Raw genomic sequence first — 23,089 nt, forward strand, 5'->3', positions numbered from 1 at the left:
TGGCCGGCTCTATGGCATAGGCGCCGTCAATGAATGAAACAAATTATGTCTATCTTATATATTGAAAAAACCAATCTATGAGGCACTTGCCGGCGGGCAGTGCGCGTTCGCAAGCGCCGCGAGGCTAAAGCCGTTCGTCCAGGAAATGCAGAAGAGCCCTCCAGGAGGCCTGGTCGGCGCTTGCCTCGTAGTCCTGGCCACCCCAGACGGTGAAGGCATGCTCGGCACCGCCGTAGATCTCCATGCTGTGCACGACGCCGGCCTCGTCCATCCGGCTTGCCAGATCCGCGACCTCGCTCATGGGCGCGACCGGATCGGCGGAGCCATGGAGGATCAGAACCGGAGCGGTCACGGCGCCGTAGTCCTGGCCCTCCGGCGTGCTGAGGCCGCCGTGGAAGGACACGAAGCCCGCCGCTTCGGCGCCGCTGCGCGCCAACTCAAGCGCCGCCGCGCCGCCGAAGCAGTAGCCCATGGTAACCAGACGCTCCGCATCCATGCCCTCGCCCAGCAAGGCTTCGATGCCGCCCGTCATCAGCCGGCGCATGCGCTCGCGGTCCGCATAGAGGGCACCACTGCGTGCCCGCCGCTCCTCCAAGGTCTCGGGACGGATCCCGGCGCCGTAGAGGTCGAGCGCGACGGCAGCGTAGCCAGCCTCGGCCAGCATCTCGGCACGGCGTCGTTCGTAGCTCCCCAGGCCGTCCCAATCGTGGATCACCACCACGACCGGCAGATCGCCCGCCACGTCCGGATTGCGCGCCACATATCCCTCGAAACGCTCACCGTCGATCTCATAGGTCACCGCTTCGCCGACGATCTGAGCTTCCGCCGGCGGCGAGACGGCAAGGGCGGCGGCCAGCACGGCGGTGCCGAAAGACAGGCCGACAGCTCGGTTGAACAGAGATCCCATGGCGCTTCTCCCTTCTGTTCTGTCAGGTCGGCCGCGCGGCAGGCTTGGATGAACGGCTCAACCAAGGCGATTGCGAGGCCGTCACTATGCCTCAGGCCACCCGCACAACACAGCAGTGTTTGAGAGACAGCTCTAGAGAACAGAGCAGTCTCAAACAGCCGCCTATTCCGGGTAGCAGCCAGCGACCCTGGCGCGCAGGCGCACGAGTGCCAACACCGTGTCGATGGTCGGCGTCGGCACGCCCACCAGTTCGCCCATCTCGCGCACCGAGGCGACCAGCGCGTCGATCTCCATGGGCCGGCCACGCTCCAGATCCTGCAGCATGGAGGTCTTGTGAGCACCGACGGCCGCACCGCCGGCGATCCGCCGATCGACGTCGATGGGGAACTTGACGCCCAGCTTCTCCGCCACCGCCTGGGCCTCCAGCATCATCTTGCGCGCCACCGCCCGCGTTCCGCCCCCGACGCCCTCGTCCGCGCAGAGCACGTCCAGGGTCGCGCCGGTCAGCGCCGAGATGGGATTGAAGGAGAGGTTGCCCCAGAGCTTGACCCAGATCTCGTCGCGGATCTTCGGCCGGATCGGCGCCTTCAGGCCGGCGGCGGAGAGGGCGGCGGCAAGCGCCTGCGCCCGTTCGCTCTTCTCGCCCGAGGGTTCACCGAGGGAAAAACGGTTGCCCTCGATGTGCAGAATCGTTCCCGGTTCCGTCACCTCGGCGGCAGGGTAGACGACGCAGCCGAGCACCCGCTCGGGGCCGATCTCCTGCCACTGCCGGTCGCCCGGATCCACCGTCTGGAGACGACGATTTTCGTAAGGGCTGTCGAGTTTGTAGAAGTACCACCAGGGCACGCCGTTGACGCCCATCACCACCGTCGTCTGCGGCCCCAGCAAGGGCTGCATGGCACGCGCGACACCCGGCACGGAATGGGCCTTCAACGTGATGACGACGTAGTCCTGCGGCCCGAGATCGGCCGGATTCTCGGAGGCCGTGACCGGGACGGTCGTGGAGGTCCCCTCTTCGATAAGGGTCAGGCCCTTGTCCTGCATTGCCGCCAGATGCGGCCCGCGCGCGACCAGGCTGACATCCGCACCGGCCTGAGCCAGCTTGGCGCCCATGTAGCCGCCGATGGCGCCGGCGCCAAACACACAGATCTTCATGATGTCAGACCGAGCTTCTCGGCCAGGCCGATGCGCTGGAGCTTGCCTGTGGCGCCCTTGGGTATCTCCGGCAGGATCACCACCTTGCGCGGCACCTTGAAGTCGGCCAGCCGCTCGGACGCGAAATCGCGCAGCTGCCGCTCCTGAGCCTCCTGCCCTTCGCGCAGCACCACGGCGGCTGCCACCTCCTCGCCCAGCTTCGGGTGCGGAAGGGCGAAGGTGACCACCTGGGCGACCGAGGGGTGATCCATCAGGACCTCGTCGACCTCCAGCGGCGAGACCTTCTCGCCGCCACGGTTGATGATCTCCTTCAGCCGGCCGGTGATGCGCAGGTAACCCTCAGCGTCGAAGTGGCCCTGGTCGCCGGTGCGGAACCAGCGCCGCCCCTCCAGCTCGAAGAAGGACTTGGCGTTGGCATCGGGGTTGGCCTCGTAGCCGGGCGTGACGTTGGGGCCGGAGATCACCACCTCGCCTGTCGCCTGGGGCTCAAGCAGGCGATCCGCCGCCTCGTCGGCCGTGCGGACGAGCGGACCCGCCGCGATCCCGACCGAGCCGGCCTTCTGGGCACGCGGCGGCAGAGGGTTGGAGGCCATCTGGTGCGCCGCCTCGGTCATGCCGTAGCTCTCGATCACCGGGCAGCCGAAGGTCTCCTGCAGGGCCGTCATCACCTGCGGCGGCAGGGAGGCGGAGGAAGAGCGGATCAGGCGCAAGTCAGCGTCCGCAACGATCGCTTCGTTGCGTGCCGCGCGGGCCAGGATCGCCTGATGCATGGTCGGCACCGCCGTGTACCAGGTCGGCTTGACGCTCTCCAGCCAGCCGAAGATCTGCAAGGCGTTGAAGCCGGGCGAACACCAGACCGATGCACCGGCGGTCAGGGAGGAGAGCACCGCCGCGATCAAGCCGTGGATATGGAACAGCGGCATGATGTTGAGGCAGCGGTCCGCCGGCGTCAGCTCAAGGGTGGCACCGATGTGCCGAGCCGAAGCGGCCAGGTTGCGCTGCAGCAGCGGCACGATCTTCGGCCGCGAGGTCGTGCCCGAGGTATGCAGCACCAGGCCGACGTCGTCGGCTTCGGCGTAGCCGCCTGTCTTCGCCTCTCCCTCGGCTCCCGGACCTTCGGGTAGCAGCTGGAACCAGCCGGCCGGCTTGTCGGTGGGGCTCGAGAGCCGCAGCACCCGCACGCCCTGCCGCTGCGCCGCCGGCAGCGCTGGGCCGTCGTAGTCCTCCGCCACCACCAGCGCCTTGGCCTTCAGGTCGCTCAGGTAGAAGTCGTACTCCTCCTCCCTATAGGCGGGATTGAGCGGCGCCGTGGTCGTTCCGCAGGCGAGGGTCACGAAGGCGGCCGCCATCTCGGGACCGTTCGGCAACACGATGGCCAGCCGGTCGCCGCGACCGATCCCAAGGCCGTTCACTGTCGCCAGGGTGGCGTCGGTCAAGTCGCGAAGCTGGCCGAAGGTCAGCCAATCACGGCCGGCGGCGCCCAGCGCCGGGGCATCGTCGGGATGGGACGAGAGAAGATCTTTGACGGTATCTGACATGCTGTTCCTTGAGATACATCGGTCTTGCCGTATGGCGGCGTCACGCCGACGACCTGCTGGAGGCCGGGGAGCGCTTGAAGAGCGGAAGGTGCCGCAACTTACGGATCAGCGGCAAGAGGAACAACAGCAGCGCGATGGCAATGAAGGTCGCGGAGATCGGACGCTCGATGAAAGTGGTCGCATCGCCCTGGGCAGCGATCAGCGCCTGACGCAGGGACTTCTCCATCAGCGGGCCGAGCACCAGCGCCAGGACGAGCGGTGCCAAGGGGTAGTCCAGCTTGCGCAACACGTAACCCGCCATGCCGAAGGCGGCGATCAGCCAGACGTCGTGCATCTTCTGGTTCGGGGTGTAACCGCCGACGATGCAGAGCACCAGCACCAGCGCGCAGAGCACCGGCAGCGGCATGCGCAGCGACCAGACGAAGAGCGGGATCAGCGCCAGATTGATCACCACGGCGAAGACGTTGGCCGTGTAGAGACTGGAGATCAGGCCCCAGACGAACTCCGGCTGCTCGATGAAGAGCATCGGACCCGGCATCAGCCCCCACATGACCATGCCGCCGAGCAGCAGGGCGGTGGTGGGCGACCCCGGAATGCCCAGGGTCAGCATGGGCAGCAGCGAACCGGTACTGGCGGCGTTGTTCGCCGTCTCCGGCGCCACGACGCCCTCGACCGCGCCCTTGCCGAAGAGCTCCGGCTTGCGCGAGGTGGACTTCGCCACGCCGTAGGCCATGAGCGAGGCCGGCGTCGCGCCGGCCGCCGGCAGCATGCCGACGAAGTAGCCCAGCAGCGAGCCGCTGGCCATGGCCGTCAGCGAGGCCTTGAGGGCGCGGAAGCCGGCGACCAGGTCGGCGAAGCGGATGTGGGCCGGCATGACCTGCGGCTTGTGGCGAGTCTGTTCGATGGTCCAGAGGATCTCGCCGATCCCGTAGAGGCCGATGGCCAGCACCAGGAAGGAGATCCCGCTGTAGAACCCGGGCAGGTCGCCGAAGATCAGCCGGGGCTGGCCGGAGATGAGGTCGAGTCCGACGGTGCTGAGGACCAGGCCCAGCACGATCATGGTGACGGTCTTCAGCACATCGTCGCCGCCCAGCGCCAGGAAGGTCGTGAAGGCCAGCAGCACCAGCGCGAACTCCTCAGCCGGACCGAAGGCCAGGGCCACGTCGGCCAGCGGCGCGGCAAAGAGCGTGAAGAGCAGGACAGAGACCGTGCCCCCGACGAAGGAACCGACGGCGGCGGCGATCAGGGCCAGGCCGGCCTGTCCCTTCTGGGCCAGGGGCCGGCCGTCGAAGGTCGTCGCGACCGCCGTCGAAGCCCCGGGAATTCCGAGCAGGATCGAGGAGATGGCACCGCCATACATGGCGCCGTAGTAGATCGCCGCCAGGAAAATGATTGCCGAGGCTGGCGGGACCAGAAAGGTGATGGGCAGCAAAATCGCCACACCGTTGACCGAGCCGAGGCCGGGCATCGCACCGATGAAGAGACCGACGGTCACGCCGAGGATCAGGACGCCGAGGTTCAAAGGCAACAGCGAGATCGCGAAGCCGTCGGCCAGATGTTGCAGAACCTCCATCGCAGTCTCCTCGGGAGCGGACTCGGGGGACAAGCCCGGCCGAGGAGACGGCCGGACCTAAAAGGATCAGGTCATACCGTCCGGCCGAACCGGCATCAGAACAGCAGCGCGTAGAGCGGGATGAAGAGCGGCTCGGTAATGCCCTTCGGCAGCAGGATCTTGAGCGCCACCTCGAAGAAGAGGAAGACGACCACCGGGGTGACGAGGGTCAGCGTCGCCGTCAGCCGCCAGCCGCAGTTGCCCATGACCCTCAGATAGAAAAGCAGGAACAGCGGAATGGCGACGTAGGCCCCGACCACGTGGATCAGGGCGATCGCCGCCAACAGGGACAGCACGACGATCAGCACGTCGCGCAGGGCGGCGCGGGTGATGAAGGGACGGCGGCTGCCCCGGTCGGCCAGAGCTTCGGCGAAGTGACGCAGGAAGATCCCGCCGGCCGCCAGGAGCATGATCAGCGACAGCCAGAAGGGGAAGGCGCCGCCGCCGGGGCCCGCCCCCTCCTGCCAGCCGATCGGCAGAGCGGTGGCGTGAAACATGAAATAGCCCGAGAGGGCCATCAGCAGAGCGGCAACCGTCAACTCGGCAACACGCATTGCATCGCCTCCTTCATCACCTCGTTTTCTCGGGGGTCGTTGGCTGGGGAGTCCCGGAGAGCTAGAGCCGAGCGACGTCGGAGCGACGCGGATCGCGTCCCTCCGAACGTCACTTCAGCCGATCTTGCGGGAAAAGGCTTCACGGCGAACAAGCCGGGCGAAGCCGCCTAGGAGCCGCTCTCGTCCATCGCCGACAGCAGCTTCTCATGCAGGTCCCGTTCGGCCAACAGGTAGGCCTGCAGCTCCTCGCCGGTCAGCAGGTCGGTGACCAGCGCCTGCTCGGCCGCGTAGCTCTGCCACTCCTCGGTCTGGCTGAGATCGGTCAGAAGCTGCACGTAGAAGGCCTGCGCCGCCTCCGGCATGCCCGGCGGGCCGACGAAGCTGCGCTGCATGGTGTAGACGAGGTCGTGACCCAGCTCGCGCATGGTGGGGACGTCAGCGAAGACGTCGATACGCTCCTCCGTGAAAGCCGCGATCGGCCGGCTCTTGCCCGCCTTCCAGAAGGCCATCTGTTCGGAGGGATTGTTGACGGTGGAATCGACATGGCCGCCGATCAAGTTCTTGGCCACCGTGCCGCCGCCGGCGAAGGGCACGTAGGTCATCTCGACGCCGAACTCCTGCTCCAGCATCGCGGTGACGAGAGAGTCCTCCTGACCGGTGCCGGTCCCGCCCATCTTCCAGGCGCCGTCCGCCGCTTTCACCGCCGCCACGTAGTCGTCGAGCGTCTCGATATCGCTGTCCGCGTTGACCCAGAGCACAAAGGTGTCGACGGCCATGCGGGCCAGCGGCGTGAACTCGGCGATGTCGACTCCGATGTTCGTGCGCAGGGGCGTGGTGTAGTAGCTGTTGAGCGTCGCCATCACCTTGTGCGGGTCGCCCGAACTGTCCTGCAGGTAGCGCAGTGCCTCTGCCCCCGAGCCGCCGCCCTTGTTGATCGGCAGCACCGGCATGGGCGAGAGATCGTTCTTCTGGATGATCGACTGGAACAGCCGCGCCAGCCGGTCGGCCCCGCCCCCCTGCCCGGCCATGATCACCATTTCGAAAGGCTTGTTCGGCTCCCAATCGTCGGCCTTGGCCGTCGTCGTGCCGAGCGCCGGAGCCAAAACCAGCCCCGCCAAGGCCGCAAAAACTGCGAAAGGTTTCACGAGCATCGCTTGAGTCTCCCAGTTTGACCACGCCTGGCGGAGATCCCGCCATTTTCTTCCGGCTTTCAGCCTTTTCCGCTCTTTTCTTCGAGCGTTACTGTCGCTTCCACGGGTGTTCACCCCCGTTTTTGACTGACGACAAATAAATCTGGAGTTGAAATCAACTGTAGCGCAAATTCTCCGATCAAGAGATTTTCATGCGGCCTCAGCGCTGTGACTTTTCAGGGGCCACCGGAATCGGGAGGACTACAGAGAGGCGAGTGGCGCGAAGATCGCGGCCCCCTCACACCATCGAGACCGCCACTGACGCCGACAGCTACTCGGCCGCGACCAGGTGGCTTTGAGGCAGGATCGACTGGCGATACCAGGTCTGCGCCGCGGCGACACCGGTCCCCGCTTCGATCTTGGCGCCAGCATCGCAGAGCGCCATCTCGGCACTGGCGAGCGCCGCGAGACAACTCACCTCGTTGAGATCGCCCAGATGGCCGATGCGGAAGGCCTTTCCGGCCAATTGAGACAGCCCCGACCCGAAGGAGGTGCGGTAGCGCTCGTAGCCGATGCGAATGACCTCGCGGGCATCCACCGCTTCGGGCACGCGGACGGCACTGACGGTGTCCGAGTAGAGCGCCGGCTCCCGCGCGCAGAGATCCAGTCCCCAGGCGAAGACCCCGCGCCGCACCCCCTCGGCCAAGCGCCGGTGGCGGTCGAAGACGTTCTCCAGCCCCTCCGCGAAGAGCAGATCCAGCGCGGCGCGCAAGCCGTGAAAGAGCTGGGTGGGCGGCGTGTAGGGAAAGAAGCCGTCGGCGTTCATCCGCAGCATGTCGGCGAAGTCGAAGTAGCAGCGCGGCAGACGCGCCGTCCTGCGGGCCTCCAGCGCCTTTTCGCTGACGCCCAGGAAGCTTAGACCCGCGGGCAGCAGGAAGCCCTTCTGAGACCCGGCGACGGCCAGGTCGACGCCCCAGTCGTCCATGCGGAAATCGATGGAGGCGATCGAACTGACGCCGTCGACGAACAGCAGGGCCTCATGCCCGCAGGCGTCGAGAGCGGCGCGGACGCCGGCCACGTCGGAGGTCACGCCGGTTGCGGTCTCGTTATGGGTCACGAAGACAGCCTTGATCCGCCCCTCGCGGTCGGCCGCGAGACGCTCGGCGTAGATATCCACCGGCACGCCGGCACCCCAGGGCACGTCGATACAGTCGACCTCCAGCCCCAGCCGCTCGGCCATGTCGACCCAAAGGTGGGAAAACTGCCCGAAGCGCGACATCAGCACCCGGTCCCCCGGACTCAAGGTGTTCGTGATGCCAGCTTCCCAGGCGCCCGTGCCGGAGGAGGGAAACATGAAAACGCGGCCGGAGGAGGTCTTGAAGACCCGCGCCAGGTCGGCGAAGAGCGGCAGAGTCAAGGCGCCGAAGTCCGCTGCCCGCATATCCTGCATCGGCACGTTCATGGCACGGCGGACCGGCTCCGGGATGTTGGTCGGCCCCGGAATGAAGAGATGGGTCATGCCGGGCCTGACGGCCGCCGGGCTGACTGCCGGGCTAACTGCGGGGGCTGCAAAGCTGGAACTCGCAAAAACGTCGCTCATCGGCGGGTCCTCTCCCTCGATCGGCTTTTCTGGCGAAGTTCCAACTGTCGTCGCTCGTCGAACCGAGCGACCGAGAACCTCTACGCTGTCTGAACCGTGGCGGAGAACCGATGAAGCTCGAAGAACTTTCGAGTAGTCGTGATAGCTGTGTTATTAACAAGTACTGATTTAGTAAATTTGTGAATACTCCTGCCCACCCTGCCGAAGAGGTCCGCAGATGCCTCAACGCAAGACCTTCGTCGGGCCGCGCCTGCGCCAGCTGCGGCGGGACCGCAAGCAGTCACAGGCGGAGATGGCCCGGCAACTGGGGCTCAGTCCGGCCTACGTGAACCTGCTGGAGAACAATCAGCGCAGCCTGTCGGTCCAGGTTCTGGTTCGGCTGTCCGAAGCCTACGGCGTCGACTGGCGCGATCTGGTGCGGGACGGCACGACCACGGCTTTGGCCGATCTGCGCAACGCCTTGCAGGATCCCTTGTTCGGGGGCGATGTACCGGACCTGCAGGAGCTGCGGGCCGCACTCGACCACGCGCCCAAGTTCGCCCAGAGATTTCTGGATCTGCACAAGAGCTACCGAAATCTCGGCGACCGGCTGCTGGCTCTGGGCGGCGGCGGCGCCAGCGACGCGGAGCGGATCGCCTCGGCGAGCCCGGAGACCGTGGTTCACGACCTCTTCCGCAAGCACCGCAATCACTTCGAGACCCTGGAGCAGGCGGCAACGGACTTCCGGCACGGCGAGCCCATCGACGCCGACGAGATGTACAGCTACCTGAAGCTCCGGCTGAAGCGCGATCTGGGCATCGATGTCAGAAGTGTTCCGGTCGGAGCCTTGCCCCAGACCCTGCGAAACTACGACGAAAGCCTCGGCGAGATCCTCCTGTCCGAGGGACTCGACCATCAGAACCGGGTCTTTCAGCTCACCCACGTGGCCGGGCTGCTGCAGTACCGCTCCACGATCGACGGTATCATCGAGGCGGCCGGCATCGCCGACAGCCGCGCCCAGGCGCGCTGCCGGGTCGAGCTGGCCAATTACTTCGCCGCCGCCGTGCTGATGCCCTACGCGCAGGTTCTGAGCGAGGCGCAGGACTGCCGCTACGACCTGGATCGCATCGCCCTGCGGTTCGGCGTCTCCTTCGAGCAGGCCTGCCATCGGGTCACGACGCTACAACGGGAAGGCGCACTGGGCGTCCCCTTCTTCTTCCTGCGCATCGACAAGGCCGGCAACGTCACCAAACGCTTCAACGCCACCACCTTCCATCTGGCGGAATACGGCGGCGCCTGTCCGCGCTGGGACATCCACTTCAGCTTCCGGACGCCGGGGCGGATCCTGCCCCAGTTCGTGGAGATGCCGGACGGCAGCCGCTACTTCACCGTCAACCGGACGGTGGACCGGCCGAGCCTGGGCTACACCACGCAGGACCAGCGGCTGGCCGTCACTCTGGGCTGCGCCATCGAACACGCCGGTCAGCTGATCTACTCCAGCCGCTTCGACCTGGACGATCCGGATCTCTTCACGCCCATCGGCATCAATTGCCGGCTTTGCCCCCGGCAGAACTGCGCCCAACGCGCCCACCAGCCGCTGCATCTGGATCTGCCCATCGACGAGCGCCGCCGGGGTCAGACGCGCTTCGAAAGCTGACGGACAGGCGAAAGAGCGAAGATTCTATCCCCCAGGCCTTGCCTCTTCCCTATTGAAGTGCATATGCACGTCATGACAGAGGTAAACGACGATCTCGATCTGCACGCTGCGGCGGACCTAGCGCGGCTGACCTGTGCCTGCTTCGCGTTACGGCAGGCCGCGCGGCAGACGACGCGGCTCTACGAAACGGAGTTGTCGAAGGCCGGCCTCAGTCCCGGACAGTTCTCGATCCTCTCGGCGCTCGTGCTGCACGAGGAGCTTCCCTTCAGCGTTTTGGCGGAAGAGTTGGGCCTGGAGCGGACCTCCCTGTCCCGCGCGCTGCGGCCGCTGGCGCGCGACGGACGCGTCACGCTGTCTCCCGAGGGGCCGCGTCGCCGGCGCAGCGCCAGGATTACGCCCGACGGCCGCCGGACCTATGCCGAAGCCTTCCCCTTCTGGCAGCGCGCGCAGGCCGAAGCCGCCCAGCAGTTCGGATCCACCGACTGGCCGGCCCTCGCCGAGCGTCTTTCGAGACTTTCCGAGGCAAAGACGTGATCCGTCCGGACGACCCTGCGTAGAGAAGTCAACTGCCGCGAGGACCCACCGGTATGACGCATGCGAACGAAGAAAACCGCTTGAAAGGCGGCATTGTCGGCCTTGCCGGACGTCTCGCGGTCGCCGTGGCGATCCTCGCGGTCATCGCAGGCGGTGTCGCGACCTTCCACCTCCGGGCGGCGGCGGACGACGAGCCGGCGGCCCTCACGCCTCTACCCGTCCAGGTCCAGACCGTGCAGCGTCAGGACAGCTATCGCGTCCAGGAGCGCTTCGCCGGACGGCTGGAGCCGGCGCGACGCTCCAGCCTGGCCTTCGAGCGCGCCGGCCTCCTGACCGAAGTCATGGCCGAGGAAGGCGATGAGGTGAGCTTCGGCCAACTGCTGGCGCAACTCGATATCGAACCACTGCTGGCACAGCGCGACGCGATCGCGGCACAGCAGGAACAGGTCGCCGCCGATCTCGATCTGGCGCAGCGGACACTGCGACGTCAGCGAGAACTCTTCGAGCAGGGCCATGTCAGCAGCCAACGGCTCGACGAGGCCCGCCTTTCCGCCGAAGCTCTTGCGGCCCGCGCCCGCGCGCTGGCGGCCGACCTGCGCGCGCTCGACATCGACATCGAAAAATCGACGCTGCGCGCGCCCTTCGACGGGCGTCTGGCGGGGCGTTATCTGGACGAAGGCGCGGTCGTCTCGCCGGGCGGCATGGTGCTGGATCTGCTGGAGAGCGGTCGACCCCAGGCACGGATCGGCGTGACGCCGGAGGCCGCCCGGCGACTCTTCGCCGGAGCCGACTTCACCCTGATGGCGGACGGCCGGGAACTGAAGGGGCGGCTGGCCGCCACCCGACCCGACATCGCCCCGGAAACGCGCAGCCTGGAACTGCTGTTCGACCTCGCCGACCGGCAGGACGTGCCCTTCGGCGAGGTCGTGACGCTGCGTCTCGCGCGGGAAATCGAGGGCGCCGGCTTCTGGCTGCCTCTGACCTCGCTCTACGAGGATGAGAAGGGTCTCTGGTCCGTCTTCACCCTGGTCGAGCGCGAGGGCCACAGCGTCCTGGCCCGCGAAACCGTCGAGGTTCTGCATGCCGAAGACGAGCAGGCCTTCGTACGCGGAACGCTCCCGACGCGTGCCGAAGTGGTGGTCGGCAACGCGGAACGCGTTGTGCCCGGCCAGCGGGTAAGACCGCTGTCGCCGAGCGAGAGCGCGGACCTGCCCACCTCATGACAACGCTCTTCTTCCGCGACTGGCGTCTCTTCGCCCTGGCCGTCGGCATGCTGGTCGTGCTGGGCGCGGCCGCCCTCAGCACCATCGGGCGTCAGGAAGACCCGACCATCACCAATCTCTTCGCGACCATCGTGACACCCTACCCCGGCGCTGATCCGGCGCGGGTGGAATCCCTGGTGACCGAGAAGATCGAGGAGGAGCTGCGCGAGATCGCGGAGATCGACGAGATCACCTCGACCTCTAGCAGCGGCGTGTCGGTGGTGCAGGTCGAACTCAGCGAGTTCATCTCCGACGCGGAGATCGAGCAGGCCTGGTCGGAGATTCGCGATGCGCTGGCCGACGCCGCCCGCACGCTGCCGGCTGGCGTTCCCGAACCGGAGTTCGACAACGACCGCACCGGCGCCTTCACCGCCATCTCCTCGGTCACGGCCAGGCAGGGACGCGAGGTTCCGCTCTCGATCCTGAGACGCAATGCGGAACGGCTGCAGGATCGTCTGCGCCGCATGCCGGGGACCGAGCTGGTGCGCGTCTACGGTGACCCGAGCGAGGAGATTCTGGTCAGGATCGACCAGCAGCGCCTGACCTCCGTCGGGCTGACCGCCGAGGCTGTTTCCCAGGCGATCGCCAGCGGAGACAGCAAGGTGCCGGCCGGCCAGCTGCGCGGCACGGCGCTGAACCTGCTGGTCGAGGTCGAGGGCGAGATCGACAGTCTCGCGCGGGTTCGCAACATCGCCCTGGTCGAAGGCCGGGACGGACGCATCCTGCGCGTCGGCGACATCGCGGAGGTGAGCCGCAGCCTTGCCGAACCCCCCTCCGGCATCGCCTACGCGGACGGGGAACGCGCCATCCTGGTCGCCGCCAAGATGGAGGAAGGGCTGCAGGTCGATAACTGGGCGGAGCGCCTGCGGCGAGAGCTGGCGGCTTTCGAGGACAGCCTACCGGACGGCTTGTCTCATACACTGGTTTTCGATCAGTCGGGCTACACGGCCAACCGGCTGAACGACCTGATCGGGAACATGGCGATCGGAATCGCGATCGTGGTCGCCGTGGTTCTGCTCACGCTCGGCTGGCGCGGCGCCATCATCGTCGGCGCGGTGCTGCCGCTGACCAGCCTCGGCACCATCGCGGTCCTGCAGGCGGCAGGAGTGGCAATACACCAGATGTCGGTCACCGGTCTGATCGTCGCGCTGGGCCTGCTGGTCGACGCGGCCATCGTCATGGTCGATCAGGTTCGCCATCGCCTGAAGGAGGGCAAAGACCGCGAAGCCGCTGTTGCAGGGGCGGTGCGCCGTCTGGCCGTACCGCTCTTCGCCTCGACCGTCACCACGGTCCTCGCCTTCCTGCCGATGGCGCTGCTCCCCGGACCGGCCGGCGACTTCGTGGGGTCGATCGCGCTGTCGGTGATCGTGATGCTGATTGTCTCCTTCGGGCTGGCGCTGACCATCACGCCGGCCCTGGCCGGTTGGATGCTGCCACGCCACGAACGCTCGGACGGGTTCGCCTGGTTGCAGCACGGCCTCGACCTACCGGCCGCCCGTCGTCTCTTCGAGCGCTCGCTGGATCTGTCATTGAGATATCGATGGCTGGCGATCCTGGCCGCCGCGGCCCTGCCGCTGATCGGTTTCGGCGCCTTCCCGACCCTGACGGCGCAGTTCTTCCCCGGCGTCGAGCGCGATCAGTTCTACGTCCAACTCAACGCGCCGCGCCTAGCGTCGATCCGGGAAACCGAACGTCAGGTGCTGGCGGCCGACGCGCTGCTGCGCGAAGACGAACGTGTCGCGAAGGTGGACTGGGTGATCGGCGAGAGCGCGCCGGCCTTCTACTACAACATGATGATGAACCAGGACGGCCAACCGACCTTCGCCGAAGCCCTGGTGACGACAGTCTCTCCGGAGGCCGCCGAGGCTCTGATTCCCGACCTGCAGGCGCGCTTCGACGAGGCGTTGCCGCAATCCCAGGTGCTGGTGCGCGATCTGGTGCAGGGCCCCCCGGTCAACGCGCCGGTCGAGCTGCGGCTGTTCGGCCCGGATCTCAGCGAACTACGCAGCCTGGGCGAGGAGATCCGCCGGCGTATGGTGGAGGTCGCCGACATCACCCACACCCGCACCAGTCTGTCGAGCGGCGCGCCGCAGCTCACCTTCGATCTGAGCGAGGCGCGGGTGCGGCTGGCCGGGCTGGAGATGGGCAGCGTCGCCCGCCAGCTCGACACTCTGCTGGAAGGCGCCGTCGGCGGCTCGCTGGTGGAGGGCAGCGAGGAACTGCCTGTTCGGGTACGGGTCGGACAGGACACCCGCAGCTCCCTGGCCGAGATCGCCAACATGGAGGTGCTGGGCCCTCAGGCGGCCCTGCGGGTGTCCGAAGGCGGCTATCCCGCCGTCCCGCTGTCGGCCCTCGGCCGCACGCTGCTGGAGCCGGCGGAGACGCCGATCACCCGGCGCGACGGGGAGCGGGTCAACACCGTACAGGGCTACATCCGGCTGGGCGTGCTGCCGGAAGAAGCCCTGCAGCAGGTGCTAGACGCCCTGGAGCGTTCCCCGGTCGCCCTGCCCGTCGGCTACCGCCTGGAGGTCGGCGGCGACGCCGACGCGCGGCAGGAAACGGTCAACAACCTGATCTCGACGCTGGGGCTCGTGGTCACCCTGACGGTGGCCACCATCGTGCTCACCTTCCGCTCCTTCCGCCTGTCTCTGGTCGCAGGCGCTGTCAGCCTGCTGGCCGTCGGTCTCAGCCTGCTGTGCCTGGCGATCTTCGACTATCCCTTCGGCATTCAGGCTCTGATCGGGGTAATCGGCTCCATCGGCGTGTCGATCAACGCCGCGATCATCATCATGACCGGGCTGCAGGCCGACCCGGAGGCGGCACGCGGGGACCCGATTCGCATGCGCGAGGTGGTGGCCGGCTCCAGCCGTCACATCCTCTCCACCACGATCACCACCTTCGGCGGATTCCTGCCGCTCATCCTGGCCGGCGGGGGCTTCTGGCCGCCCTTTGCGATGGCGATCGCCGGCGGCGTGCTGCTCTCCAGCATCGTCTCCTTCTACTTCACGCCGCCGATGTTCAGTCTGGTGACGGGACGTCCGCGCCCGCCAGAACCTCGGCGCAGCGCCGAACCGTCGCCCGAACCGCAGTTACAGGCCGCACAGTAAAGCGTCAGATCGCGGGCGACCGGACCGCTCGCGGCAGTACCCAGCCGTCGCGCATGCGCAAGCCGACGGCAGCACCGACGGCGGGCACGTCGGACGTGCGGAGCAGCAGCCGGATCGACGGGTCGGCGTCGGGTACGGCTTCCACACTGGTGTGATCGCCCCGAAAGGTGGTGGCCACGACCCTGGCCTTGAGTGTTCCGGCCGCATCTTGGGCCGCAAGCTCCAACATCTCCGGCCGCAGCACGACGGTCGCGGGTCCGTCCGTTCTGTCTCCGGCACTGCGGCAGTTCAGCCGCTGACCGAAGATCTCGGCCACCACACCTCCGTCCGGCGCGGGACCGAGCAGCCGGCCCGGGACGGGCATGCCTTGGCCGACAAAGCGTGCGACCATCTCCGTCGCCGGCCGGGTATAGAGGTCGCGTGGTGGGGCGAGCTGCTGGATGACGCCGGCATCCATCACGGCCACCCGGTCGGCCAGGGCCATGGCCTCGGCCTGATCGTGCGTGACGTAGACCATCGTCGCCCCGGTCTCCCGGTGCAGCCGACGGAACTCGGCCTGCATCTCCTCACGCAGATGAGCGTCGAGATTGGCGAGCGGCTCGTCGAGTAGAACCAGAGACGGATCGGTAGCCAAACAGCGCGCCAGGGCGACCCGCTGGCGCTGCCCGCCGGACAGCGCCTCCGGCCGGCGGTCGGCCAGGTGGTCGAGGCCCACCTTGGCCAGGCAAGCGCTCACCTTCGCCTGCCGGCTGGCCGAGGGTAGGCCGCGCAGCTTGAGAGCGTAGCCCACGTTCTCCGCCACGCTCATGTGCGGCCAGAGCGCGTAGGCCTGAAACACCATGGCGACTTCGCGTGCCTCCGGCGGCAAGCTTCCCTCGGGCGTGGCGACGGTATCGCCGCGCAGCCGGATCGCTCCGGCGTCGGGTGTCTCGAAGCCGGCGATGAGACGCAGCAAGGTGGTCTTGCCGCAGCCCGACGGACCTAACAACGCGACGAACTCGCCGGAGCGCAGCTCCAGGCTGGCGGAACTCACGGCGGCCTGAGCGCCGAAGCGCTTGGTGACGGCCTCCAGCTTCAGGTCTGCCATGGCAGAACTCCCCGTGGCATTCGCATCCAGCGGGCAAAGAGAGTCGCGGCCAGCGCGATGGCCAGGGTGACGATCACGGTCAGCACCGAGACGGCGGCGGCGGCGTTGGAATTGCCCTCGTCATAGAGCGCGAAGATCACCACGCCCAGCGTCTCGTTGCCAGCGGACCAGAGCAGCGCCGAGACCGTCAGCTCGTTGAAGGCCGCCATGAAGACCAGCATGCCGCCCGCCGCGGCCGGTGGCGCGGCCAGCGGCAGCACGATGTCCCGCAGCCGTCGCCAGCCGCCCGCCCCGGCGATCTGCGCAGCTTCCTCCAAACGAGGGTCGAGCTGCTCGACGCCGGATATGGCCGGCCGCAACGCCAGCGCCAGAAAGCGTCCGAGATAGGCCACGGCCAGGATCCAGAAGCTGCCGTAGAGCCCGATCTCCAGCAGCGGCAGCGGTCGCAGGTACAGCAGGATGCAAGCGATGGAGAGAACGATACCCGGGAGCGCGTAGGGCGCGTCGGAGACGAAAGTCAGCAGACGGGCCAGCGCCCTGCGACGCACGACGGCAAGGTAGGCGAGCGGAAGCGACACCAGCAGACAGGAGACGGCGGCCAAGGCGGCCAGAAGCGTCGAGTTGACGAAGGCCCGGGCCGTGATCTGGTTGGCGAGAACGTCGCCGTAGTGCCGCAGGGTCGCGGTCTCCAGGGTCACGGCGACGCCCAGCGCCTGAGCCAGCGAACTGTTCACCAGGGCCAGGAGCGGCAGCACGCCGGTCAGACCCAACAGACCCCAGACCGCAGCCTCGACCCGCCAACGCCGCGCCCCGAGGGAGAAAGGCTGCAAGACGCGGCCGCCACGCTCCAGGCTGAGTTTGCCGCGCCGTGCGGCGGCGGCCTGCACGGCGAGCCCGGCCGCCGCCAATAGAGCCAGCAAGGCAGCCAGCAAAGCCACCTCGCCCAACACGCTGGGGCCGAAGCCGTTGAGGCGCTGATAGATAAAGGTGGTCAACATGGTGTAGCGCCCCGGAATGCCGAGCAGGGCCGGCACACCGAAGTTGCCGATGGCCGAGACGAAGGCAAGCGCGGCACCGGCGAGCAGCGCCGGACGCAGCAGCGGCAGCAGGATCCCGAAGGTCAGACGCAAGGGCCGCGCCCCCGCCGCGCGCGCGGCCTCGACCAGTTCGTCGGGCAAGGCCCGCAGCCCGGCACGCACGGTCAGGAAGACCATGGGCGCATGCTCGACCCCCATGAGGATCACGATGCCCTCGCGTCCGTAGAGCGGGTTCCGGCTCCCTGCCGGATAGTCCAACCCCGGGATCTGCCAGAGAAAGCTGGAGGGACCGATCAGCTCGAGCCAGGCCAAGGCCGCGATCTGCGCCGGGATCAGCAGCGGCATCAAGGCCAGAAAGGTCAGAAGCGCCTTGGCCCGGATGTCGGTGAGACCGATCGCCAGCGCCAGGCCGCCGCCAAGGACCAGCGAGACCAGCATCGACAGCAGGCCGGCCTCTAGAGTGTTGAAGACGGCCTGACGTGCGAAGCGGCTCTGGAAGAGCTCGCGGGCGGTCTCCAGACCCTCGGCCGGACCCGCGGCGAAGACTTCGGCGAAAAGGCGCAGGAGCGGCAGCAGACAGAAGAGCAGCACGAAGGCGGCGACCAGTGCCAGCAGCACCCTCTCCTGCCGGTCGCCGGTACGCAGCCTCCGACCGTGAGATGCGCCGCCTGCAAGAACCGCATCCGCTTGCGGCCCGCGAAGACCCGTCTGCTTGAGCGACATCAGCCGCCGAAGAGATCGGCGAAGCTCTTCTTCATCTCCTCGTCGTTGGAGATCAGCGTGCCCGGCTCCACCGCGATGATCTCGAACTCGACCGTCTCCGGGAAGGTCGAGGGCGTCGGCGCGCCCGGCAGGGCCGGCAGGTAGCCTTGCTCGCCAGCGAAGCGCTGACCCTCCTCGCTCAGAAGCCAGTCGACGAAGACCTCGGCGGCCTCGGGGTTGTTGGCGGTCGCCAGGATCGCGGCTGGTTCGGTGATGGCCGTCACGCCCTCGGCGGGAAAGACGAAGTCGACGGGGGAGCCTTCCGCCTTAGCGTTGAAGGCCATGAACTCGACGATGATCCCTACGGCGTTCTGACCGGTCGCCACCGCCTCCAGCACGGAGCCATTGCCGCGCCCAGCGATCGCGCCGTTGTCGGCCAGGGCCTGGTAGTAGTCCCAGCCGAAGGACTCGTGCGCCGTCATGGTTCCCACGTGCAGGGCGGCCGCGCCGGAGTAGAGCGGGCTCGGCATGATCACCTGGTCGGCGAAGCGGATGTCGGTCAGATCCGCCCAGCTGGTCGGCGGCTCGCTGACCAGATCGGTGTTGTAGACGATCCCGGTGGTGATCAGCTTGGTCCCGACGAAGGCCCCGTCGGGATCCATGATGGCAGGATCGTAGCCCTCGGTCGGCGCCTCGGGATAGACCATCAGACGGCCATCGTTCTTCAGTCCGGTCATGACCAGGGAGTTGGCGACCAGCAGAAGGTCGGGCTGAGGGTCGCCGGCCGCGAACTCGGCCTCCAGCTTGTTCATTACCTCGGTCGTGCCGGAGCGGAAGAAGGACACCTCGATCTCGGGATGGGTTTCATTGAAGACCGCGATCATCTGCACCAGCAGGTCCTGCGGCTGCGAGGTGTAGAGCATCAACTCACTGTCCTGTGCCGCCGCCGGCGCCGTGCCGAAGGCGGCGCACAGGGTCGCGGCAAGAAGCGTTTTGCGCATCTGTCTGCTACTCCCGTCTGGAGAGATGGGGTGACGGGAACCACCGACCGGGGTTCCTCAACGCCGAATGGGAAGGCGATTTCCTAGCCCAGGAGCCACGACAGTTTCATGACAAAACGGCAAATCTCGACCGCAAACTAAAGGACTACCGGGCCGGGCGCTCCAGCCGACAGCTGAGGTCGAGTACCGGGGCGAAGTCCTGGGCCTCGCAGAGGAAGGTACCGATGGGCCGTTCCTCGCCGTCGTCGCAATCCACCGATAGGGTCAGCTTCTCGGCCGGCACCCAGAGGCCCTGGTCCTTGAAGCTGGCCGCGAGGCTGGAGCCGAGGCGCGCCACCTTGGTGGTGCAGGCCGTCTTAAGTGCCTGCGGGATCGGCGCACGCTCCCACAGCATGTCCCCCTCAACCCGGCGGAACCCGGAGCGCGGCTGGTCGAGATCGCGGGAGAAGCGCTGCGAGCCGTCGTCCGTGAAGCGATCCCTCTCGCCGCTGGGCGGAGAGGCCGGCTCCGGTGTCGGAACTGCTGTCGGCGGTACGGCCGCGAAGTCCGGCGGCGGGGTCGGGCGGCGCGGCGGCAGAGGAACGGTCTCGCCATCGCCGTGCGACTCCGGCAGCGCGACGGAGCGAGACGCTGGGGGACTGTCGGGTGCCGTCTCCGGTTGCTGTTCGTCCGGCACGGCGACCGCCGGTTCGGCGGGCGGATCGGCTGGGGAATCCGCTGGCGGATCGGGGGGCAGCAGAGGGCGCGGTCCCGCCTGCTCCTGTTCACTCGGCGGCGAGAGAGCCGGCGCGGCGGGACTGGTGCTCAACGGCGGCGGTGGCGGAGCTGCCGGAATCTCGTCTTCCACGGCCGAACTGGTTCCGACAGTTGCCGACTCGGCCTGCTGAGCTTGGAGTACGCCCGGGACCAGCAGACTCCCAAGCAAGAGCGACGCGAGAGCGACGCCGGGCGCGCGCCGTTCAGCCGCGCGACGCACCAGGCGCAAAAGAAGATGGATCGATGGCATAGCGAGTTATTCTACGCAGCCGGGGAGCCTTGCGCACCCCGGCATCACGCATTTGGCCCCACTCAGGCGCCGGGCGCGCCTGCCCCCTCACCCTCTTGCCGCAGGATGGCCCGGTAGATCTCCGCGTCGCCGCAAAGCCCGACCGGCCGCCGGTCCTCGCAGAGAATCACGGGCCGGCCGCTGGCCTGACGCAGTTCCATCACCTGCCGAAGGGTGGTGTCGGCCGGCGCCAGCACGACGGCGGTGTCGGGAAGAGCCGATGTGGACTGATCGGGGCTCCAGCTATGCAGGTTGAGGGGCCGTCCATCCTCCTGGACCTCGGCGATGCCGGCGCCGTTCATGTGCAGCAGACAGCGGCCGCCGGCGTCCAGCGCCAGGGCCTCGCCGTGTCGCGGCAGTTCCTCCAACGGCGTCATCATGGAGGCGCCGCGCAGCACGTTGATCGGGTTCATGTGGGCCACGAACTCGCGCACGTAGTCGTTGGCCGGCTGCAGCACGATCTCCTCCGGCCGGCCGACCTGGACGACGCGCCCGCCCTCCATAATCGCGATGCGATTGCCGAGCTTGAGGGCCTCGTCGAGATCGTGGCTGACGAAGAGGATGGTCTTGCGCAGCTCCGCCTGAAGGGTCAGCAGCTCTTCCTGCAGGTGCGTACGGATCAGCGGATCGAGCGCGCTGAAGGGCTCGTCCATCAGCAGCAAGTCGCCGTCGGTGGCGAAGGCACGGGCCAAGCCGACCCGCTGCTGCATTCCGCCCGACAGCTCGTGCGCGTACTTGTCGCCCCACTGGTCGAGTCCGACCAGCTCCAGTTTCTGCTCGACGATGCGGTGGCGCTCCGCCTTCGCCAAGCCCCGCAGCTCCAGCCCGAAGCCGACGTTCTCGCGGACCGTCCGCCAGGGCAGCAGCGCGAACTGCTGGAACACCATGGCGATGCGCTCGGTCCGCAGGCGGCGGAGGGTGGCCTCGTCGCAGGCAGCGACGTCGATCCGATCTTCGTCGTCCTGAACGAGCACCCGCCCCCGGGTGACGGGGTTGAGGCCGTTGACCGCGCGCAGCAGCGTCGACTTGCCGGAGCCGGACAGCCCCATCAGCACGCAGATCTCGCCGGGCTGAACCTCCAGATCCGCCTGGGCGACCCCCAGCACGCAGCCGGTGGCCTCCAGGATCTCGTCGCGGCTGCGCCCCTGGTCGATCAGCGGCAGCGCCTCCTCGGCCTCCTCGCCGAAGACGATATCCACCGCTTCGAAGGTCAGAGCAGCCACGGCTTAACGCTCTCCGCCGAGCTTCGGCGTCTTGCAGAAGCGGTCGAGCAGGATGGCGAGGATGACGATGGCGAGACCGGCCTCGATGCCCATCTCGACGTTGACGGTGTTGAGCGCCCGCACCACCGGCTTGCCCAGGCCGTCCGCACCGACCAGGGCGGCGATCACGACCATTGAGAGGGACAGCATGATGCACTGGGTCAGACCGGCCATGATGGTCGGCAGGGCGTGCGGCAGCTCGACCTTCCAGAGAAGCTGGCGGCGGGTTGCTCCGAAGGCCTCGCCCGCCTCGACAAGCTGCTTCGGAACGGAGGAGACACCGAGATAGGTCAGGCGGATCGGCGCCGGGATCGCGAAGATCACCGTCGAGATCAGGCCCGGCACCATGCCGAGGCCGAAGAGAATCAAGGTCGGGATCAGATAGACGAAGGTCGGTATCGTCTGCATCAGATCGAGGATCGGCCGCAGCAGCGTGTAGAGCCAGGGCCGGTGAGCCGCCGCAATTCCCAGCGGCACTCCGATAACCATGCAGGCCGTGGTGGCGAAGAGCACCAGGGTCAGCGTCTCGACCGTAGCCTCCCAGTACCCGAGGTTTACCACCAGCAAGAGCGACAGGACCATGGCCGTCGGAAGCTTCCAATTCCGATGCAGCCACCAGGTCAGCCCGGCCAACAATCCGATCAGCAGCAACGGCGGGAGAGTTTGCAGCCCGTCGTTGACTCCCTCGACCACGAATCCCAAGCCCTCGGAGAAGGCTCGAAAAAACCAGTAGAGATGGGTCTGCAGAAGATCGAAGAGCGCTTCGCCAAGCTCCCCGATGGGAATCTTCCAGGCGGTGATCCAGTCTTCCAAAGCCGTCTTCCCTCAGGTCGGATTACAGGCCGGCCCGGCGCTACGGACCACATTGGGTCCGCAGCGCCCTTCGAGCCGTCGAAGGCCCTTGGGCTCTAGAGTCCGAGAGATTCCTTGACGGCCGGCAGGCCGGGCTCGCCGTCAATTGTGGTCACCTCGGCCAGCCAGCCATCGAGCGTGCCGGGGTTGGCCTTGAGCCAGGCCTCGGCCGCGTCAGAAGGGTCCTCGCCCTCGTCCAGGATCGCTCCCATGACCTCGTTTTCCATCTCCAGGGTGAAGGTCAGGTTGGAGAGCAGACGCCCGACGTTCTCACACTCCTCCAGATAGCCGGCCCGCACGTTGGTGTAGACGGTCGCGCCGCCGAAATCCGGTCCGAAGACCTCGTCGCCGCCGGTCAGATAGACGATCTCGTGATTGGCGTTCATGGGATGCGGCTCCCAGGCCAGGAAGACGACCGGGTCTTCGCTGCGCTCCGCCCGGCGGACCTGGGACAGCATGCCCTGCTCGCTGGACTCCACCACCTCGAAATCGGACAGGCCGAACAGATCGCCGTCGATCATGTCCTGGATCAGACGGTTGCCGTCGTTGCCGGGTTCGATGCCGTAGATCCTGTCGTCCAACCGATCGGCGAAGGCAGCGATGTCCGCGAAGTCCGTCAGGCCCTCGTCGGCCGTATAGCGCAGCGTCGCCAGGGTGTACTTCGCGCCCTCCAGGTTGGCCTTCACCACCTCGACCGAACCGTCCTCGCGATAGGGCGCCAGGTCCGCTTCCATGGTCGGCATCCAGTTGCCGAGAAAAACGTCCACGTCGCCGTTCCTCATGGACGCATAGGTGACCGGCACCGAGAGCACTTCCGTGTCGGTCTCGTAGCCCAGCCCCTCCAGAACGGTGGTGGTCAGCGCCGTGGTCGCCGTGATGTCGGTCCAGCCGACATCGGAGAAGGTCACCGTGCGGCAGGCCTCGGGCACCTCGGCCTTTGCCGGCCCCGCCAGAAGGGTCGCGGCAAGAACCGTCGTGGCCGCCGCAGCCGTGGCCGCCATGAGTTGTCCGGTTTTCATACGATATCTCCCTGCCTTGCCAAATTCGTGCACGAGATCGCGTCCTGAA

Annotated in this window: 18 protein-coding genes; 4 read left to right on the forward strand and 14 right to left on the reverse strand. The window is 67.3% G+C overall.

The window, feature by feature from the left end:
* Positions 1-124: 124 nt before the first annotated feature.
* The 7 genes from ACO054_RS09785 to ACO054_RS09815 all read right to left on the reverse strand — a co-directional run bounded on the left by ACO054_RS09785 (position 125) and on the right by ACO054_RS09815 (position 8,496).
* Positions 125-907, reverse strand: a complete 783-nt coding sequence (locus ACO054_RS09785) for a dienelactone hydrolase family protein (protein WP_421710250.1) — start codon at positions 905-907, stop codon at positions 125-127.
* Positions 908-1,069: 162 nt separating this feature from the next.
* On the reverse strand, positions 1,070-2,062 hold the full coding sequence (locus ACO054_RS09790; protein WP_421710251.1) for a 2-dehydropantoate 2-reductase: 993 nt from the start codon (positions 2,060-2,062) through the stop codon (positions 1,070-1,072).
* Positions 2,059-3,600, reverse strand: coding sequence for an acyl--CoA ligase (locus ACO054_RS09795; RefSeq protein WP_421710252.1), 1,542 nt, complete (start codon positions 3,598-3,600; stop codon positions 2,059-2,061). Before ACO054_RS09795 ends, ACO054_RS09790 begins: the two co-directional genes overlap by 4 nt.
* Before the next feature lie 40 nt (positions 3,601-3,640).
* Complete coding sequence (locus ACO054_RS09800) at positions 3,641-5,173, reverse strand: tripartite tricarboxylate transporter permease (protein ID WP_421710253.1); 1,533 nt, start codon at positions 5,171-5,173, stop codon at positions 3,641-3,643.
* Between the two features lie 95 nt (positions 5,174-5,268).
* Positions 5,269-5,766 (reverse strand): tripartite tricarboxylate transporter TctB family protein, encoded by a 498-nt coding sequence (locus ACO054_RS09805; RefSeq protein WP_421710254.1) that lies wholly within the window; start codon positions 5,764-5,766, stop codon positions 5,269-5,271.
* Between the two features lie 167 nt (positions 5,767-5,933).
* Positions 5,934-6,917, reverse strand: coding sequence for a Bug family tripartite tricarboxylate transporter substrate binding protein (locus ACO054_RS09810; protein ID WP_421710255.1), 984 nt, complete (start codon positions 6,915-6,917; stop codon positions 5,934-5,936).
* A gap of 310 nt (positions 6,918-7,227) precedes the next feature.
* Entirely contained in the window at positions 7,228-8,496 is a 1,269-nt protein-coding gene (locus ACO054_RS09815; protein ID WP_421710256.1) for an aminotransferase class V-fold PLP-dependent enzyme, read from the reverse strand.
* A 217-nt stretch (positions 8,497-8,713) separates the two neighbouring features.
* Here ACO054_RS09815 and ACO054_RS09820 point away from each other — a divergent pair, with 217 nt between their 5' ends.
* The 4 genes from ACO054_RS09820 to ACO054_RS09835 all read left to right on the forward strand — a co-directional run bounded on the left by ACO054_RS09820 (position 8,714) and on the right by ACO054_RS09835 (position 15,035).
* The gene (locus ACO054_RS09820) at positions 8,714-10,132 is read left to right on the forward strand and encodes a helix-turn-helix domain-containing protein (RefSeq protein WP_421710257.1); all 1,419 of its coding nucleotides are present in this window, start codon (positions 8,714-8,716) and stop codon (positions 10,130-10,132) included.
* Between the two features lie 72 nt (positions 10,133-10,204).
* Positions 10,205-10,666: a MarR family winged helix-turn-helix transcriptional regulator gene (locus ACO054_RS09825; protein ID WP_421710258.1), complete on the forward strand. Its 462-nt coding sequence runs from the start codon at positions 10,205-10,207 to the stop codon at positions 10,664-10,666.
* A gap of 53 nt (positions 10,667-10,719) precedes the next feature.
* Positions 10,720-11,889: an efflux RND transporter periplasmic adaptor subunit gene (locus tag ACO054_RS09830; protein ID WP_421710259.1), complete on the forward strand. Its 1,170-nt coding sequence runs from the start codon at positions 10,720-10,722 to the stop codon at positions 11,887-11,889.
* Complete coding sequence (locus ACO054_RS09835; RefSeq protein ID WP_421710260.1) at positions 11,886-15,035, forward strand: efflux RND transporter permease subunit; 3,150 nt, start codon at positions 11,886-11,888, stop codon at positions 15,033-15,035. The genes ACO054_RS09830 and ACO054_RS09835 overlap by 4 nt, the downstream gene beginning before the upstream one ends.
* Positions 15,036-15,039: 4 nt before the next feature.
* Here the strand turns inward: ACO054_RS09835 and ACO054_RS09840 are convergent, their stop codons facing one another.
* From ACO054_RS09840 to ACO054_RS09870, 7 genes are all read right to left on the reverse strand, one after another.
* Positions 15,040-16,122, reverse strand: a complete 1,083-nt coding sequence (locus ACO054_RS09840; protein ID WP_421710261.1) for an ABC transporter ATP-binding protein — start codon at positions 16,120-16,122, stop codon at positions 15,040-15,042.
* Positions 16,110-17,777 carry an ABC transporter permease gene (locus tag ACO054_RS09845; protein WP_421710262.1) on the reverse strand — a complete coding sequence of 556 codons (1,668 nt, stop codon included), beginning with the start codon at positions 17,775-17,777 and terminating at the stop codon, positions 16,110-16,112. The genes ACO054_RS09840 and ACO054_RS09845 overlap by 13 nt, the downstream gene beginning before the upstream one ends.
* A gap of 104 nt (positions 17,778-17,881) precedes the next feature.
* Positions 17,882-18,862 carry an ABC transporter substrate-binding protein gene (locus ACO054_RS09850; protein ID WP_421710263.1) on the reverse strand — a complete coding sequence of 327 codons (981 nt, stop codon included), beginning with the start codon at positions 18,860-18,862 and terminating at the stop codon, positions 17,882-17,884.
* A gap of 145 nt (positions 18,863-19,007) precedes the next feature.
* Entirely contained in the window at positions 19,008-19,868 is an 861-nt protein-coding gene (locus tag ACO054_RS09855) for a hypothetical protein (protein ID WP_421710264.1), read from the reverse strand.
* Positions 19,869-19,930: 62 nt separating this feature from the next.
* Complete coding sequence (choV, locus tag ACO054_RS09860; RefSeq protein WP_421710265.1) at positions 19,931-21,130, reverse strand: choline ABC transporter ATP-binding protein; 1,200 nt, start codon at positions 21,128-21,130, stop codon at positions 19,931-19,933.
* Positions 21,131-21,133: 3 nt separating this feature from the next.
* On the reverse strand, positions 21,134-21,982 hold the full coding sequence (gene choW / locus ACO054_RS09865) for a choline ABC transporter permease subunit (protein ID WP_421710266.1): 849 nt from the start codon (positions 21,980-21,982) through the stop codon (positions 21,134-21,136).
* 95 nt (positions 21,983-22,077) lie between these two features.
* Positions 22,078-23,040, reverse strand: a complete 963-nt coding sequence (locus ACO054_RS09870; protein WP_421710267.1) for a choline ABC transporter substrate-binding protein — start codon at positions 23,038-23,040, stop codon at positions 22,078-22,080.
* Positions 23,041-23,089: the final 49 nt, after the last annotated feature.

This window comes from Algihabitans sp. (assembly GCF_965226985.1).
In the GTDB taxonomy this organism is placed as follows: Bacteria; Pseudomonadota; Alphaproteobacteria; order Kiloniellales; family DSM-21159; genus Algihabitans.

Bases quoted from the DNA above. Each gene is read 5' to 3' on its own strand.
- ACO054_RS09785 (WP_421710250.1), bottom strand. From the start codon at position 907: ATGGGATCTCTGTTCAACCGAGCTGTCGGCCTGTCTTTCGGCACCGCC.
- ACO054_RS09790 (WP_421710251.1), bottom strand. From the start codon at position 2,062: ATGAAGATCTGTGTGTTTGGCGCCGGCGCCATCGGCGGCTACATGGGC.
- ACO054_RS09795 (WP_421710252.1), bottom strand. From the start codon at position 3,600: ATGTCAGATACCGTCAAAGATCTTCTCTCGTCCCATCCCGACGATGCC.
- ACO054_RS09800 (WP_421710253.1), bottom strand. From the start codon at position 5,173: ATGGAGGTTCTGCAACATCTGGCCGACGGCTTCGCGATCTCGCTGTTG.
- ACO054_RS09805 (WP_421710254.1), bottom strand. From the start codon at position 5,766: ATGCGTGTTGCCGAGTTGACGGTTGCCGCTCTGCTGATGGCCCTCTCG.
- ACO054_RS09810 (WP_421710255.1), bottom strand. From the start codon at position 6,917: ATGCTCGTGAAACCTTTCGCAGTTTTTGCGGCCTTGGCGGGGCTGGTT.
- ACO054_RS09815 (WP_421710256.1), bottom strand. From the start codon at position 8,496: ATGAGCGACGTTTTTGCGAGTTCCAGCTTTGCAGCCCCCGCAGTTAGC.
- ACO054_RS09820 (WP_421710257.1), top strand. From the start codon at position 8,714: ATGCCTCAACGCAAGACCTTCGTCGGGCCGCGCCTGCGCCAGCTGCGG.
- ACO054_RS09825 (WP_421710258.1), top strand. From the start codon at position 10,205: ATGACAGAGGTAAACGACGATCTCGATCTGCACGCTGCGGCGGACCTA.
- ACO054_RS09830 (WP_421710259.1), top strand. From the start codon at position 10,720: ATGACGCATGCGAACGAAGAAAACCGCTTGAAAGGCGGCATTGTCGGC.
- ACO054_RS09835 (WP_421710260.1), top strand. From the start codon at position 11,886: ATGACAACGCTCTTCTTCCGCGACTGGCGTCTCTTCGCCCTGGCCGTC.
- ACO054_RS09840 (WP_421710261.1), bottom strand. From the start codon at position 16,122: ATGGCAGACCTGAAGCTGGAGGCCGTCACCAAGCGCTTCGGCGCTCAG.
- ACO054_RS09850 (WP_421710263.1), bottom strand. From the start codon at position 18,862: ATGCGCAAAACGCTTCTTGCCGCGACCCTGTGCGCCGCCTTCGGCACG.
- ACO054_RS09855 (WP_421710264.1), bottom strand. From the start codon at position 19,868: ATGCCATCGATCCATCTTCTTTTGCGCCTGGTGCGTCGCGCGGCTGAA.
- ACO054_RS09870 (WP_421710267.1), bottom strand. From the start codon at position 23,040: ATGAAAACCGGACAACTCATGGCGGCCACGGCTGCGGCGGCCACGACG.